The sequence below is a fragment of the Microcoleus vaginatus PCC 9802 genome, assembly GCA_022701275.1.
Lineage (GTDB): Bacteria > Cyanobacteriota > Cyanobacteriia > Cyanobacteriales > Microcoleaceae > Microcoleus > Microcoleus vaginatus_A.
The window spans coordinates 6,221,119-6,236,478 of record CP031740.1 but is presented as its reverse complement, the minus strand read 5'-3'; the positions used below and the strand labels follow the sequence as shown (position 1 = coordinate 6,236,478).

Sequence of the window (15,360 nt, the reverse complement as noted above, 5' to 3'; positions counted from 1 at the left end):
AATTAAGAATTTCCTAACCGTCAGGGCGGTTGCTATATCTACTCAGAAACCGGGTTTCTGTAGTTGTTAATATTCCTGGACGCACGGGTTGTCTAGAAATCCGATTTATGAGCAAGTGGCTGCTTGCCAAAGCTATGATTTAGAGTAGAAACCGGATTTCTGGGGTCAAGTGAGTCTGGAAGTGGTTAATTGTTAATTATCGATCGAGCGGCTTCTAGCAGCAGGCGCTGTTCGGCGCGGACGATCGCCCTGGAAGTTTGTTCTGCAGCATCGACATTGACCGAAATAGACGAAATTCCCCACCGCACGAAGGATTCCACTGTCTCGGGATACAATGCGGGAGCGTCGCCGCAGATTGAGCAAGGAATGCCGGCGGCCCGGGCCTGTTTGATTAATTGTTCGATCGCCCTCATCACTGCTTGATCGCGCCCGTTGAAAGCACCTGCTACCTGGTCGGAGTTGCGGTGAACTCCTAATAGCAATTGGGTTAAATCGTTAGTGCCGATGGAAATTCCTTGAACTCCGGCTTTTACGTAATCGGGCAATAAAAATAACACCGAAGGAACTTCCGCCATAATCCACATTTGAAACTCGGTTGAGCGGTTTTTCCAAACTGTTTCTAAGCGCTGTCGGCAGTATATAAACTCCTCAACCGAGCGCACGAAAGGCAAAATTAAATTAACATTGGTATGGCCTGACTCGCAGACTTTTTGAAGTACGCAGAGTTCCCAATCAAATAATTCCGGTTCAAAGGTATAACTGAAACTGCCGTGGGCGCCTGACTCCCGTAAATCGAGAGATCGATAAAATATTGGCCGCGGCGAAACGGCAGCAGCAAATAAGCTGAGGCAATCCGCCATGCGATCGACAAATTCCGATTGGCGGCCGTCTTGTAGCCAAACTTTGGGGTTTTGACAGTCCAAAGCTTCTAATGCCATTAATTCCGATCGCAGCAATCCGATGCCGTCTATTGGCAGATTTTTGAGGCGGTCAATCGAACTTGTTTGACTGACATTAACTAGCAGTTGAGTCGCCGTTGGTGGACCCCAAACATATTGAGTAGACTCAGATTGTCGAGATTTAGGCGCGGAATTGGACGATCGATCGGAGGTAGAAGATTGGTGCTTGGCTATTGACATTTTTGCTGCTGTACTGTATGTATCTGCCTTTTTTGCTGTGTCCCGAAGTCGGCCGCTGTCTCCTGTCTCGATCGCATCGTGTTGGGCGAGGGCAAAAACTTCTCCGCTATCGCCGTCTACCAAAACCGAATCGCCCGAGGCGATCGCCCGAGTGGCCCCTGCCACTCCCACAACGGCGGGAATCCCCAATTCTCTAGCTAAAATGGCGCCGTGGCATGTCAGGCCTCCTTGTTCCGCAATCACCCCAGCAGCAACCTTCAGCCAAGGCAGCCAATTCGGATCGATTGTCCGGGCTACCAAAATGCCTCCGGCTAAGAATTCCGCGTTTTCTGGGTGGGAATTAGTCATAACTTGGGCAATTGCTTCGGCTTTTCCTGATGCTGCTGCCACACCTCTGAGTATCGCAGGAGTTCGGGCTGGGGCGATTGAGTTTGGCTGCGGGAGGGCGATCGGATTTTCCTCTATCGGCGCGACTTTTTCCCCTTTCACAAGACGAACTTGAGTGAAATAAAACTGCGGTTCGCCGCTGTTTACTGTCTGGTTTAGCGTCCACTCTAAAATTAAATCTGAGTCAAATTCTGCCAGCGCTTTTTTACTCAATTCAATGATTTCTTGCAGTTGCGATTCCTCTAAAACGTATTCTGTTTGTGCTTCCTCTCCCAGGCCTAAAACTTGCACGCAACAATCAGCAAAATCAGGAATTATAAATGGAGAATCAGGGATTGGGAAAGCAGCAAACTTGCCCAGCAGCAGTTTTTTTTTCGGTTTACCATCGCCGACTTTGAGATTGTAGGCTAATGTTTTGTAACCGACCCGCTGGAATTTAACGGCGCTTGTTTCTGGCTGCACTTGATAGTAATCGGGGATGGTTTCTCCCCTAGCGAGGGACAATCCCAAACCGCTGGTGGCTTGGATTTCCCACTGTGCGCCCGCCTTTGTTTTCACCTCGCCTGCGGCGATCGCTTCTTGAAGTGGCTGCACCAAAACTGCGGGATTGATTTGCTGTACCCGCAGGCCGCACCGCTGCCAGTAAAATAGACTTCGGGCTCTGAACATTTCTGCCCAAGCTCGTTTGAGTCCGGCCCCAATGGCTTCGGGTTCTGCCCGTACTGCCTGAGATTCCAGAATGCCGACTGTTTTCGGGTTCCAGGAAGTCAGGGAAGGGCGAAAAATTAAGGCTGTGGAGTTTAAGTTTGACTGTGAGTTGAGTTGAGAAACAGCAGACTCTAGGGTGGAGAGCAGTGAATCTGGCAGTTTGCCGGCGAGGATTTGGTGGCGGATGCTGCGGGCGATCGATTGCAGTTGTCTGGGTTCATCGACATTCAAGTGCAGGGAAGAGTGTGGCCAGTCAGCAAACAGCGGTTCTAGGCACTCGATCGACTCTAAAAACTGCCAAAATGTTTGAGCCGGCACGACAAAACCCGGTACAACAGGATGATTTTTCTGGAGCAAACAGCTCAAGTAAAATGCTTTTTCTCCCACTGCATCTCGGTCTGAAGGTTGAATTTTGTCTAACCAGTAGAGGTTTTTCACGCTGCGAGCCTGTCGGTGGAAACTGATTGAAGTTGAGAGTTTTTCCCATTAATCACTTACCACAATTTTAGGATGAACAAGCGACAATGGACGGGATTAGTCAAATCTTTTCTCAATCTATTTCTTAAGTCTAACTGTCCTCTTTGTCAGCGGCCGGCCGCCGGAGAGTTTTGTCCGTACTGTCACAAGCAACTTCAGCGATGTCAGTTAACCGATCCCGGTCGATTTTGGCATTCAGAGCAGCGTGTTTTTGTGTGGGGTGAGTATGGCGGGGCTCTCAAACGGGCGATCGCAGCTTTAAAATATGACGGCAATCCGCAATTAGCCAAACCTCTCGGCGGCTGGCTGGCAGAAGCTTGGCTGAGTTTTCCGGAATTAGCTATAGACAATTTAACAGTTGTACCGATTCCCATGCACAAAGAAAAGGTCAAGGAGCGCGGTTTTAATCAGGCGGAACTTTTGGCTGAAAGTTTTTGTGAGCTGACTGGTTTGCCTTTGCAGCGACACGGTTTGGATCGGGTGAAAAATACTCAGGCTTTATTCGCTCTGACGCCACAGCAGCGCCAAGCGGAAATGAAAAATGCTTTAAGTTTGGGGAAAGATTTTCGTCGTCGCCTTCCGCGCGATCGCGTGCTGTTAGTTGATGATATTTACACTAGCGGTACTACGGTTAAGTCGGCAATTAAAATATTGGAACAGTCAGGAATTTCGGTTTATGGAACTGTGGCACTTGCAACTCCTACTAAGAGCGATCGGTAGGCTATTTTGTCTTTAAGTTTAAAAAGGTTTGTAGTGAGGACATGATATTAATCAGGATTGGCTAATAAGATTTTTTTGGGAAAACGAACCGCGAAGACGCGAAGGACGCGAAGAAAGAGAAAGAAGAGAGAGAGTTTAGGCCGAAAGCGGGAACAGGTTGCTGATGTTCCATCGGCTGCCGTTATGAAGCAGCAAGGTTAATGCCGAAGCGGTAAACTCAAAGTGGAGCGATCGCCCGGAGAATTCCAACCAAGCCGTGTGAAAATTCTGCTTAGTTAAATCGCGAAACGCTACTGTCATGTGCGGTACAAATGGGCGACTCTGAGAAACTCGATCGACTATTCCCAAAGTTGCCTCCATATAACTCATCAAATCTTTGTGAATCTCCAGCAATTCGGGTGATTTGACAACATCAGCGTAAATGACGCGGGGCGCGAAAGCAGCAAAACCGGATAGAGTAACCGGAATTGACAGCCGATTTGCCGAAAACTCCTTCAAACTTTGCTCTAATGTTGGAACATCCTCCGCTAACGAGTGAAAAGGAGGTTGCAGCGTGATGTGCGGCGGCGAATTCAAAGCGCCGCGGCTGTTGTAGTGTTCCGCAAAATACAGTTGAATGTCACTAATGTGCTGTTCAATATCGGGAGGCGGCACTAGGCCAATAAAAAATCGCTGTTTTGACTGGTTCATCGGATAACATCGCAGTTAAGAAAGGATTGTGCAAAATGGAATATAGAGCATTTGCCCTAGATCCCATTGCTGATCACCCATTCCCAATCTAAAATATAAAATCTAAAATCCCAAATAAAAATGCCTTGGTTTGTCAAAATTGAGCAAGGAATTGTCGAAAAGCCTGTCTTTGACCAATACGTGCCAGCTCACAGAGCTTATGTCCGAGAGTTGATTTCTAAAGGACACCGAGCGAAAACTGGCTACTGGGGGCGGCGGGGCGGCGGTATGTTGCTGTTTGAGGCGGGTTCGATGGATGAGGCGAAGGCGATCGTCGCTGAAGACCCGCTGGTGAAGAATGGTTGCGTTATTTATGAAATTTATCACTGGTGTGTGGTTGAAGAATAAATAACTGTGTTATACTCATATATGAACTGGACCCACGCGATTCCAACGCCCAAATCTTGTCAGGACCGGAAGGTAGCAGCAACACGGGATGCTTGTAATAGGCGTGGTCTCCGGTTCACCCAGTTTTATGAGGTGTAGCTCCTATGCCTGGTTTCGGAGATATTTTACAAAAAGCAGTTTACCTTGGTGTCGGGCTAGCTTCCTACGCTGGTGAAAAAGCTGGCAGCAAGTTAACTGAATTACGCACTGAAGCCCAAAAGCTGGCAGACGAATTAGTCAAGCGTGGCGAGATGTCAACGGAAGAAGCTCGCCGCTTTGTTGATGACATGGTGCAACAGGCTCAGCAGCAGCAGCCCCCCGTAGCATCGGCTGGGAACGAAAAACCCGCTGAACCTCGGCGGATTGAAATTATTTCTGAGGAAGAAGATGTCTCGGCAAAAGATGCTAAGGAGACAGGCGGCGTAGACAAGCTCCGCGAACAGGTGCAGAATTTACAAGAGGAATTGCGGCGGCTGAAGCGGGATTAAACTCAAAAAAGCTCGCTCAGCAAAGCATGAAGGGAACTCAGGATAATACTCTTGAGTTCCCTTTTTGAATATCTCCCCTGTCAGATGTGGACGGATATCAGGCAATAGGTAATAGAATTGAAAGTAGGTGCAAGCACTTCACATGAGGCTGGCTGCACTTGTCTGTAAAATATTTTGTAATAGCAAGCTGTCAAATTCATGGAAGATTGGTCTAAAGATTTTTTTGGAGTAATGGAAAATGCTGTTTCTGAAGTAGAGCATTTTTTCAGCGACATCAGCGAAGAGTTTGTCGAAATGCTGGACGTTTTGGCAAAAATGTCGGAAGAGTTTACAGAACAAGTACAAAATAATCTGATTAACGACATTGACGGTTATTTCAATGAATTTGACGGTTTATTGAATGAATTTATCGAACCGATAATTGAAATTTGCCGCGACTTCGACCCGCAATTTGATGAGATAGATTTGTCGATGGTGACTTATGTAGACCCTTCGCCGACGCAGCAGCCGGCTTGTCGCGGTTGTCGCAACTATCACGGTCAAGTTTACGGGGGAAATTTGTTGGTTTGTGCGATGCACCCTACTGGTGTGGAATCGGAGAGTTGTGCTGATTGGGAAACAGACGGCGATGCAGATTTTTAATGGCGGAGTTGATTTGTTGAGGGGTTAATGGCTTATGGTAACGTCAATTCAGTCTCCGTCAAAGATTTCTCTGGAAGAGTTTCTGCTGCTTCCCGAAACTAAGCCGGCTAGCGAGTATGTTGACGGTCAAATTTCTCAAAAAGCTATGCCCCAAGGAAAACACAGCACGTTACAAATCAAATTTTCATCCGCTATTAATCAAGTTGGCAAAGCGCAGAAGTTAGCTTATGCGTTTCCAGAATTGCGCTGCACTTTTGGGGGACGTTCTCTTGTTCCAGATATTGCCGTGTTTGAGTGGTCGCGCATTCCTCTCAATGCTAATGGAGAAATAGAAAATAGGTTTGAAATTGTGCCGGATTGGACAATTGAGATTTTATCGCCGGATCAAAATCCAACTCGCGTCATTAATAATATTTTGTTTTGCTTAAATCACAATGCTAAACTGGGTTGGTTGATTGACCCGGAAGAAAAATTAGTTCTAGTTTTTAAACCGCAGCAACAACCAGAGGCGAAGGAGAATCAGGATATTTTACCTGTGCTCGATGTGCTGTCGGATTTGCAAATGTCGGCGGATGATTTGTTTGGGCTGTTAAGTTTCGATCGCCCTTGAGTTACACTTGAGTATAGGGAATATTGCATCTAATGGCATTTAAAGGTGAATCGCTCAACGCCTAATAATTCGCAATTTGGGTTTCCGAAAATGCCGCCATCGCTGCAATTGCGGCAGTATCAGCGGGTGGCGGTTGCTAATTGGTTTGCGAATCAGGGACGCGGTACGCTGAAGATGGCGACGGGTAGCGGCAAGACGATTACTGCGCTGGCGATCGCCACTGAACTATACAATAAAATTAACCTGCAAGTCCTGCTCGTAATTTGCCCTTACTGCCATCTGGTGAATCAGTGGGCGCGCGAATCCGAGAAATTTGGTTTAAAACCTATTTTGGCTTTTGATAGCGCCCGCAGTTGGCAGAATAAGCTGGCTGGGGGTTTGTATGAAGTGCGATCTGGCGAGCGAGCATTTCTCACAATCATCACTACCAATGCTACCTTAATGGGAGATAGTTTGCGATCGCAACTGCGCTATTTCCCAGAAAAAACTCTGATTATTGGAGACGAAGTTCATAACTTAGGCGCGCCCCGTTTAGGAGAAAGTTTGCCGCGCAATATTGGACTGCGACTCGCCCTTTCCGCCACCCCAGAAAGGCATTTCGACGAACAAGGAACCGAAGCTATTTTAGATTATTTCGGCCCTGTTTTGCAGCCGGAACTCACCTTAGCCGACGCCATCCGCCAAAAAGCATTAGTACATTATTTATACTATCCAATTTTAGTAGAATTGACAGAAGCCGAAACCCGCAAGTATTCCCGCTTAACTCAAAAGATTGGCTGGGCGCTTTGGGGCGATGAAAAAGTAGAAGAAAACGATGCTTTAACGACTTTATTAATGCAGCGAGCTCGGTTAATTGGGGCAGCGGCTAATAAATTAACAGCTTTGCGAGAATTAATGATTCACCGTCTCGACACAAGCCATACTTTATTTTACTGCGGCGACGGTGAGATCGAAGGAGGTGCGCGCCGAAATAACAACCGCCAACTAACAGAAACCGCGAAGTTATTGGGTTCCGAATTAGGCTACCGAGTTAACACTTATACGGCGGCGACTCCTTTAGCAGAAAGAGAACGATTGCGCCAGCAATTTGAGAGTGGAGAATTGCAAGGTTTGGTAGCGATTCGGTGTTTGGATGAAGGGGTGGATATTCCTGCAATTCGCAATGCTGTAATTTTAGCAAGCAGCAGCAATCCGCGCCAGTTTATTCAGCGCCGGGGACGCATTTTGCGGCCGCATCCGGGGAAGGAAAGGGCAACTTTATTTGACATGATAGTTTTGCCTCCCGATTTGGGTCGTGAAACCTTAGAAGTCGAGCGCAATTTGCTGCGAAAAGAGTTGAAGCGGTTCTTGGAATTTGCCGATTTAGCCGACAATGCTGGGGAAGCTAGAGTGAAATTGCTGCAACTTCAGAAGCGTTACGGGCTATTAGACATTTGACATTTATTAAGCTTCGGTTTATGTTTGAGAATAGAGAATTATTGGATCGCAGTTTGAGTTGCTAGTTTTTAATATTTGAAAAAAAAATGACTGAAAATCTGCATGAAAATCTGATTATGGCATTTAGATATGAAGATAGTGCGATCGCAGCCGTACCGACAAGCATTTTAGCAGAAAAGCGTTCTTCTTATCAAACTCATCAGGAATTCAGCGACGTACAGCAACCTATTACTAGCGCGCCGCCAGAAGTTCGACAAATTATTGAGCGGGTATTGGAAATTGAAAAAGATAAACTGTACATGAGAGCTCCCCGCCACATTAACGATGACATTTTAAAAATTATCAAGGAAGCAATTGTATGAAGTTAATCTCAATTACTCTATGCAATTTTCGTCAATTTTATGGCAAAACTCCCGAAATAAAACTCGCTTCTGGGGTACAAAATATTACAGTAATTCACGGAAATAATGGCGCTGGAAAAACGGCTTTAATGAATGCCTTTACGTGGGTACTTTACGGACAATTTAGCGCGGCTTTTGCGGCGGAAGAACAATTAGTAAACAAGCGCGCTCTGGCTGAGGCTGAAATGGGCAAAGCCGTAGGTTGTTGGGCGGAAATTGTGTTTGAACATGACAGCACGCGCTACCAAGCAAAACGCATCTGTCGTGCTTATAAAAGTGAAAATACTGTAGAACATGGCAAGGCTGAATTGTTTTTGAATGTAGCAAAAGATAACGGTCTGTGGCTGAAGCCTGATCAGCATCCCGATGATATTATCGGGCGGATTTTGCCGGAAAGTTTACATAAATATTTCTTTTTTGACGGGGAGCGAATCGAGCAAATTGTCCGCTATGACAAGAAGGCAGAAATTGCGGAAGCTACTAAGGAGTTGCTGGGGGTGGAAGTCTTGAATCGATCGATCCGGCATTTACTAGAAGCAAAAAAATCTCTAGAGACAGATTTAAATATAATTGGTAATGCTGAAACGAAGAAACTTTTAAAAGATAAGCAAAAATTTGAGCAAGAAGCTGAGCAACTTTCGAGCAGACAAGTAGAAATCGAGCGGGAATTGGCAAACCAAGGGGAGTTAAAAAAAGCAGTTAATGGTAATTTGTTGGAACTTAGCGCTGCTGCGGATTTACAAAAGTTGCGAGACGAATTGGAAATGCAGAAAAGTTTATTTAAGCAACAAATTTCACAAGCTACAGATGCTCTCAAGCGCTCAATCTCTATGCGGGGTTATGGGGTATTTCTGTCAGATGCGGCGGCTGAATTTAAAGTAATTGTTGAAGGTTTACGAGAAAAAGGCGAGTTGCTTTCGGGGATTCAGCGGCCGTTTTTGGAAGAGTTATTAGCGCAGCAGCGGTGTATCTGCGGTGCGGAATTAGTGGAGGGTTCTGAATCTCACCAACAGGTTAGCGGTTGGATGGATAAAGCGGGTGTTGGGGATGTGGAAGAAACAACTATTCGGATTAGCGATCGCGTAAATGAAATTGATAGGCAAGTGACTGATTTTTGGGAGGAAATTGACCGACAGCAAGGCAATATCAGCCGCGACAGAACCGAACTTTCTCGGGTGGAAAATCAGCTAGACGATATTCACAACAAGCTGCGAAATTTTCCTGACGGCGATGTCAGCCGCTTGCAAAAGCGCTTGGAGGAAATTGAGGCAAAAATTGGCGATTTGCACCGGGAAACAGGCTCTAACCAGCAGCAGATTGAGAGTTTGAATGTGCAAGTGTCGGCTTTGGACAAGCAAATCGACAAGCAGCAACTGAATGAGCAAAGGCAAGTATTAGCTCAGCGCCGGATTGCTGCGACTCAGGATGCGATCGATCGCCTAACTGAAGTGCGATCGCGCTTAGAAAAACAGTTTTGTTCTCAGTTGGAAAAGCGGGTGCAAGATATTTTCAGTCAAATTTCTTTTACTCCTTACATCCCCAAGTTGAGCGATAAATACGAACTGACGCTAGTAGAAAATACGTCGGGTAAAGAATCTTTGGTTGCGGCTTCTACAGGAGAAAATCAAATTCTCAGTTTGTCGTTTATCGGCGGAATTATTGAGGGGGTGCGTGAGTGGAGTCAAAAGAATACTTTGATGGGGCCGGATAGCAGTACGTTTCCAATTGTGATGGATTCTCCCTTTGGTAGTTTGGACGAGATTTATCGCAAGCAAATTGCCAATAAGCTGCCGAAGTTGGCGAATCAATTGGTAGTTTTGGTAACAAAAACTCAGTGGCGCGGAGAAGTTGCTCAAGAAATGGAAAGTTGCACCGCCAGGGAATACGTGCTGGTGTACAATTCTCCGAAAGCTGATTGTGAAGAAGATGCGATCGAACTCGGCGGGACGCGCTATCCTTTAGTTAAGCGCAGTCCGAATGAATTTGAATATACAGAAATTGTAGAGGTGGATTATGGCTTCTAATTCGGCAATTACGCAGGTTTTGGAAACGGATATTTGGGTGAAGGCGACGTGGGAAGAGTTTCTGAATTTTGCTGAGGATTCCGCATGGGACAAGGGCAAGTTTTATTACTATCAAGAACAGATGAGGGTAGAAATGTCACCAGTAGGGCCATTGCACGCGCGTCATAATTCAATCATCCCGTATGTAGTTATTCTGTTTGCTACATTGAGAAATATCCGAGTAGTTCAATTTGCTAATGCCAGTTTTAGGAAAGCAGGTATTCGCGAGTTTCAACCTGATTTAGCTTACTACATCGGTTCAGATTTGAGAGTTCCTCCTAATGACAGCAATTCACCTGTTGATTTGGATGAATACGATCCGCCTAATTTGGTAAGAGAAATTGGTGCATCTTCTTTTAACGATGATTTAGGCAGTAAGCGGTTGCTTTACGAAGACGCAGGAATAGCTGAATATTGGGTGGATCGTGCGAACACGCGGGAGGTTTTTGCCTTTGCGATTAATGCCGGAGGTAGCGGTAGAATTCAACAGTCGCGGGTTTTACCGGGGCTGGAAATCCGGTTAGTGGAGGAAGCTTTGAACCGGAGTCAAACAGAAGATGACGGGGAAATTAATCGCTGGTTAATTCAAACTTTTAGTCAAGGTTGAAGGGAGTTTGACGTGGAAAAAGAGTATCATAAGTTGGTGCGCGATCGCATTCCTGAAATTATTCGCCAAAGTGGGAATGAATGCGAGGTTGTAATTTTGTCTGAGGCAGAATACCGTCAAGCTTTGCGACAGAAATTGATTGAAGAAGCGGGGGAAGCGGCGGAGGCTGATGAGGAAGATTTGGTGGCGGAATTGGCAGATTTGTATGAGGTGATAGATGCGGTGATGGTGAGTTTTGGCATTTCGGGCGATCGACTTTTGGACGAACAAAGGAAGCGGCGGGAAGCAAGAGGAGGTTTTGCACAAAAAATTATGTTATTGCGGACAAAAAGTCTAAAATAACAATACCTGTAGGGCGAATTTAACGCGCCATACAAGATATTCCGCCAGCAATTTAGATAATATCGGCCCACTTTGCCCATATAATTACATTATTTACAACTGTATTTTTGTCAAAATTTAGATAGTAATTTGCAATGGTTGCTAACAAAATTAGAATTGCTAAAGATAAAGCCGATTTAGTCAAATCCTTAACTTTATCGGATAACAACACTGGCCCTTTCCAGACTTACGCCGATGTCATCGCGTTTGCTGCCGCCTTGGGAAATCAGCGGAAAAAACGATCGCCTTTGGGGGAAATTTCTAAACGAGAACCGGGTGCGATAGATGTTGATATTTTTGTATCGAGGGGCTACGATATGGCGATTAAATTAATTGCGATCGCCGAAACCAAAAATCCTCAAATTCTCTCCCATCTCGACGAAAAATTGGAAGCAGAACGCTTGCAAATTTTTGAAGAATATGCTAATGGTGGACTGGAAATTTTGCGCGAAGAGTTGCGGGGCGCGGCGGATTATACCGATCGCCTTTTGTTGGTTTTGATTTCTGAAAGAGACAACCAACATCGGTCAAATGAAGAATTCGATTTAAGCAAGTTTTTATTTTAATAGGTTCCCAATGAAGCACATCCCAAAAGATATAATCAAGAGATGCTTACAGAAATCTGCAAAATTTATTGCTTACAGTTACTCAGCATTTATTATCTGCTATTTCATTCTCAAACTAATCTTTTGGGATAGAATAGGAATTATTGCCTTAATTAGCACTTTTAGCCCCTTAATTTTCTTCCCTACTTTCCTGCTTCCCATCATCGGATTGTTAATCATCAAAAAAAGATGGTTCACTGTTATTTCTGCGATCGCCTGCATTCTTCTAATAAGTTGGCTGCACGTCAAATACTTTTCTCCCGCACCCATCAACATCACAGATTCGCACCCCAGCATCAAAATTTTATCCCATAACCTCAGTTGGCATAAAACTCAGTCACCGACTTTATTTAAACTGATTGACCAGCAAAAACCCGATATTATCTTTTTACAAGAAATCGTTAGGAAACATACCGAAAGAGCTTTCACCTGGTTAAAAGCAGACTACCCCTATCAAATTGGCACTCCCCCTGTAGGAATTCTCAGTAAATATCCGATTGTATCTAGCGAAATACTGCACTTAGCCGGCCATCCAGAAACGCAGCAACGGGCAATTATTAAATTTAACGAACAAGAAGTAGTCATTTATAATATGCAAGCTACCGGCCCGTGGTTTAAGAGATATAACATCGGGCGTTTTCTCAAAATTCCCGTTTACCAATATGGCAAACGAGCGCCTGAAATTCAAGACTTAGTGCAGCGACTTGAGCGAGAAACTCTCCCAGTAATCGTCGCGGGGGATTTTAATATGACAGACGAAACTCAAGACTATGACAGGGTGCAGAAAGTCATGCAAGATTCTTTCCGAAAATCTGGATTTGGGTTTGGTTTTACCTGGCCTCACGGTTGGGAACTTAAATTTTTGGTAAAAAGGTCGAATTGGAGATTAAATTATCCCGTTTTCCGGATTGATTATATTTGGTATTCAAAGCATTGGGGTGCTAAATCGAGTTCGGTTTTGGAGGCCACGGAGTCCGATCATTTGCCTGTAGGAGCCGAACTTATTTTGTTAAAGGAAGCCAGATTGTGAGAAGTTTTATAGTCAATACCAGTCTGCGATTGCGAGTTCCGAAACTCTTGAAAATTCGTTGACATTGTGGGTGACGAGAGTCGCTTGGAGGGCTACGGCTGTCCCTGCAATCAAAACATCGATCGGGCCGATGGGAGTACCTTGTTGCTCCAACTGGGCGCGAATTGTAGCAGCCGCAAGAGCAGCATCGCGATCGAAAGGAATAACGTTAACTCTGCTCAAAAATTGCTGAAGTTGTTGGGTGCGTTTTGCCGGCGAATTGGATTTAGCAATGCCGACTTGCAACTCAAAAAGGACGATCGTAGAAACGACTATTTCCTGGGGAGAAACATTAGCAAGATTTTGAGCAACTTGTCCTTGACCTTTGAAATAGTAGATCAAAGTGTTGGTATCCAAAACGTACATTTACAGACTCTCCCGCAGGATGTCTTGTCCGGATTCAGCACGAATATCTTCCAGGGATGGAAAATCTTTTGCCCAAGTTCCAGCAAGGGAAAAAACAAGTTCAGTCCAAGGAATCGGAGAGTCTACGGTGTCTGTTGGTTGGTTGGCGCTAAGGTGCTTGGCACAAACGAATTCAGCGAAAGTGAGAATTTCGCTGGCTTGGTCTTTGGGAAGGGTTTTGACGATTGCGTAAATCTGTTCAGCGATGGTCATAATCTGGTTCTAGGCAAGGTGCAGATTCAATTATACAAAACCAAATTGCTTCCTGCTTTATCAGTCTTCGTCGCTGTGGACTTTGCCCAAGAAAAACTTAGCTCAGCACTGGCGGCAATCCTACCTCTTGCGGCTGCACAAATCGGCCGTTAAAACTAACAGCTTTACCCTCAAAAGTCCTCGCTTCCGCCACCGCTTGCCGCAAATGAGCTCGCTCCATATCGTCCTGAATTCCCCCCACCAAATATACAATTAACTTCGTCGCTAAATCCTTTCCAGAAACTAGCATTCGCTTTTTGTTCGGATCGTACAAAATCCCGTACCAGGCAGACTCAGGATTGTCCATGTGGCTAAATCCTTCATCGACATCGAATCTGCGGAGTTTGTCGAAAATAGATTTCAGGGAAAGTTTCTTTCTAAATACTAGAATTCCCAAAGCATTAGCTAAAGCAATTTGGCCGACTGGACGGAACAAAAGATTTCCCTCGCCCGGTGGCTTTTCAAAACTAAATCGGCGCAATTCTGCCGTTTCTTCGCCGCTTTCAATTCTTTGATAGCTGGGTAAAGTTGCTAAATGATCGAACAATTTTTTAAACTCTTCAATTCCCTCTTTTAGTTCTTCATCTTCGGGACGCATGGGAATTAAACCTTTTCGTTCCGGCTTCCAATGAGGGAATTTGTATTCTAAATACCGTTCGGACATATCTTGCAGCGCTTGCAATGTGGTTAACACAGTTGATTTTGCTGCGACTGTGGCGCTGTCCCAATTGACGCGGGGGTTTCTGTCATCTTGCTCTTTTAATAAGGGATGGGTGACGGCAATTTTTCGGGCTGCGATCGCAAATCCGTTGTCCTCGTTCAATAATGCTAGCTGGCCCTGACTCAGCGTTACCGCCATTAGGTTAACATGCACAAAGATCGATCGCACGCGCCGTTGTGCTTGCTGTCGCGTTTCCCCCGCTACCGCCGCCGGGATAAACTCAATCCCGATTTTTTCGTGAGCTAATTTATACACTGTTTCGGGGTCGATTTGATACTCTTCTGCTAAATCTTCCAGAGTAATTGCAGCGCCGACAGGTTTTTTATTTTTGTTGTATCTTTGCAGGATTCCGGTTTTAATTAAACTCATTAAACCTTGAACTCCCATTAGCCGATGTTGACCGTCTAAGGCAAAAATCGAGAGTTCTTTAGAAACATTCAAAAGCCCTAAGTTCTCGTTTTTATCAAAGGATGTAAATTCAGTCGCGGATTTGGTTGCTACGCCATTTTTATCCCATTCTTCTGCTAGAGGATTGTCTACCCACGGGGGACTGACGACTACTAAAACTGCGGGGAATTTGTGCGATTTTCGGGCTGCTAAATATTGAGTGAGGGCTGCTTGGCGCGACCAATCTAAGGGACGCTGGATAATTTCGTCAATGGTTTCGTCGTCGCGGACGATGTTGTTGGTTTGGAGGTCGAATTTTTGGCGGAAAAGCGGCATCTGGGAGGCGAAACGGACGCGAGAGTCTAACCATTCTAGGGTGACTGAACCGATGTATGCTTCGCTGTTTCCCATCTGGGTTTTTTGTACGAAAATGCGATCGTCCTTTCCTAAATAATTATCTAATAAAAGTGCGATTTCCTGTCTGTCGCTATTTTCTTTTTCTAAAATTTTGCTAGCGAGGTCATCCGCTGGATGGGTAGTCATCGGCTGTTTTTATATAATTAGGCTATTTTTTCACAAAATATCATATATTAAAGTTTATGTCAACACTTGTTTTTAAAAAACCATTGTGAAATACTTAAATTATGCCCTATTCGCCCACCTTAATACCATAAACAATGCACAAAGTCAATAGCTATTAATGCTTAATTCCCATGCTTAATGCCCAATGCCCCATTCCCAATGC

General features: G+C 45.1%; 17 protein-coding genes and 1 other RNA gene. 13 read left to right on the top strand and 5 right to left on the bottom strand.

Annotation, left to right across the window (positions count from 1 at the left end; translation table 11 throughout):
• Positions 1 to 185: 185 nt before the first annotated feature.
• Positions 186 to 2,672, bottom strand: coding sequence for a phosphoenolpyruvate synthase (locus D0A34_25780; protein UNU21801.1), 2,487 nt, complete (start codon positions 2,670 to 2,672; stop codon positions 186 to 188).
• Between the two features lie 72 nt (positions 2,673 to 2,744).
• On the opposite strand from D0A34_25780, the gene D0A34_25775 reads away from it, so the two are divergent.
• Complete coding sequence (locus D0A34_25775) at positions 2,745 to 3,431, top strand: ComF family protein (protein UNU21800.1); 687 nt, start codon at positions 2,745 to 2,747, stop codon at positions 3,429 to 3,431.
• Positions 3,432 to 3,566: 135 nt separating this feature from the next.
• Here D0A34_25775 and D0A34_25770 read toward each other — a convergent pair whose 3' ends face one another.
• The gene (locus tag D0A34_25770) at positions 3,567 to 4,121 is read right to left on the bottom strand and encodes a 2'-5' RNA ligase family protein (protein UNU21799.1); all 555 of its coding nucleotides are present in this window, start codon (positions 4,119 to 4,121) and stop codon (positions 3,567 to 3,569) included.
• A 120-nt stretch (positions 4,122 to 4,241) separates the two neighbouring features.
• Between D0A34_25770 and D0A34_25765 the strand changes: the two genes are divergently transcribed.
• The 12 genes from D0A34_25765 (at position 4,242) to D0A34_25710 (ending at position 12,811) form a co-directional block, all read left to right on the top strand.
• Positions 4,242 to 4,508: a hypothetical protein gene (locus tag D0A34_25765; GenBank protein UNU21798.1), complete on the top strand. Its 267-nt coding sequence runs from the start codon at positions 4,242 to 4,244 to the stop codon at positions 4,506 to 4,508.
• A gap of 23 nt (positions 4,509 to 4,531) precedes the next feature.
• Positions 4,532 to 4,628, top strand: an RNA gene (gene ffs, locus D0A34_25760) — signal recognition particle sRNA small type.
• Between the two features lie 23 nt (positions 4,629 to 4,651).
• Entirely contained in the window at positions 4,652 to 5,035 is a 384-nt protein-coding gene (locus D0A34_25755; protein UNU21797.1) for a hypothetical protein, read from the top strand.
• A 198-nt stretch (positions 5,036 to 5,233) separates the two neighbouring features.
• Complete coding sequence (locus D0A34_25750; protein ID UNU21796.1) at positions 5,234 to 5,677, top strand: hypothetical protein; 444 nt, start codon at positions 5,234 to 5,236, stop codon at positions 5,675 to 5,677.
• Positions 5,678 to 5,711: 34 nt separating this feature from the next.
• Positions 5,712 to 6,287, top strand: coding sequence for a Uma2 family endonuclease (locus tag D0A34_25745; protein ID UNU21795.1), 576 nt, complete (start codon positions 5,712 to 5,714; stop codon positions 6,285 to 6,287).
• A gap of 45 nt (positions 6,288 to 6,332) precedes the next feature.
• Positions 6,333 to 7,724 (top strand): DNA phosphorothioation system restriction enzyme, encoded by a 1,392-nt coding sequence (locus D0A34_25740; GenBank protein ID UNU21794.1) that lies wholly within the window; start codon positions 6,333 to 6,335, stop codon positions 7,722 to 7,724.
• A gap of 86 nt (positions 7,725 to 7,810) precedes the next feature.
• On the top strand, positions 7,811 to 8,086 hold the full coding sequence (locus D0A34_25735; protein ID UNU21793.1) for a hypothetical protein: 276 nt from the start codon (positions 7,811 to 7,813) through the stop codon (positions 8,084 to 8,086).
• Positions 8,083 to 10,149 (top strand): ATP-binding protein, encoded by a 2,067-nt coding sequence (locus D0A34_25730; GenBank protein UNU21792.1) that lies wholly within the window; start codon positions 8,083 to 8,085, stop codon positions 10,147 to 10,149. Before D0A34_25735 ends, D0A34_25730 begins: the two co-directional genes overlap by 4 nt.
• Positions 10,139 to 10,795, top strand: coding sequence for a Uma2 family endonuclease (locus tag D0A34_25725; GenBank protein ID UNU21791.1), 657 nt, complete (start codon positions 10,139 to 10,141; stop codon positions 10,793 to 10,795). Before D0A34_25730 ends, D0A34_25725 begins: the two co-directional genes overlap by 11 nt.
• Before the next feature lie 12 nt (positions 10,796 to 10,807).
• Positions 10,808 to 11,137 carry a nucleotide pyrophosphohydrolase gene (locus D0A34_25720; protein UNU21790.1) on the top strand — a complete coding sequence of 110 codons (330 nt, stop codon included), beginning with the start codon at positions 10,808 to 10,810 and terminating at the stop codon, positions 11,135 to 11,137.
• Between the two features lie 134 nt (positions 11,138 to 11,271).
• Positions 11,272 to 11,742 (top strand): DNA phosphorothioation-associated protein 4, encoded by a 471-nt coding sequence (locus D0A34_25715; GenBank protein ID UNU21789.1) that lies wholly within the window; start codon positions 11,272 to 11,274, stop codon positions 11,740 to 11,742.
• A 10-nt stretch (positions 11,743 to 11,752) separates the two neighbouring features.
• Entirely contained in the window at positions 11,753 to 12,811 is a 1,059-nt protein-coding gene (locus tag D0A34_25710; GenBank protein UNU21788.1) for an endonuclease/exonuclease/phosphatase, read from the top strand.
• A 12-nt stretch (positions 12,812 to 12,823) separates the two neighbouring features.
• Here the strand turns inward: D0A34_25710 and D0A34_25705 are convergent, their stop codons facing one another.
• The 3 genes from D0A34_25705 to D0A34_25695 all read right to left on the bottom strand — a co-directional run bounded on the left by D0A34_25705 (position 12,824) and on the right by D0A34_25695 (position 15,158).
• Positions 12,824 to 13,216 carry a type II toxin-antitoxin system VapC family toxin gene (locus D0A34_25705; protein ID UNU21787.1) on the bottom strand — a complete coding sequence of 131 codons (393 nt, stop codon included), beginning with the start codon at positions 13,214 to 13,216 and terminating at the stop codon, positions 12,824 to 12,826.
• Positions 13,217 to 13,468: a DUF2281 domain-containing protein gene (locus D0A34_25700; GenBank protein ID UNU21786.1), complete on the bottom strand. Its 252-nt coding sequence runs from the start codon at positions 13,466 to 13,468 to the stop codon at positions 13,217 to 13,219.
• A gap of 97 nt (positions 13,469 to 13,565) precedes the next feature.
• On the bottom strand, positions 13,566 to 15,158 hold the full coding sequence (locus tag D0A34_25695; protein UNU21785.1) for a DGQHR domain-containing protein: 1,593 nt from the start codon (positions 15,156 to 15,158) through the stop codon (positions 13,566 to 13,568).
• Between the last annotated feature and the right edge of the window lie 202 nt (positions 15,159 to 15,360).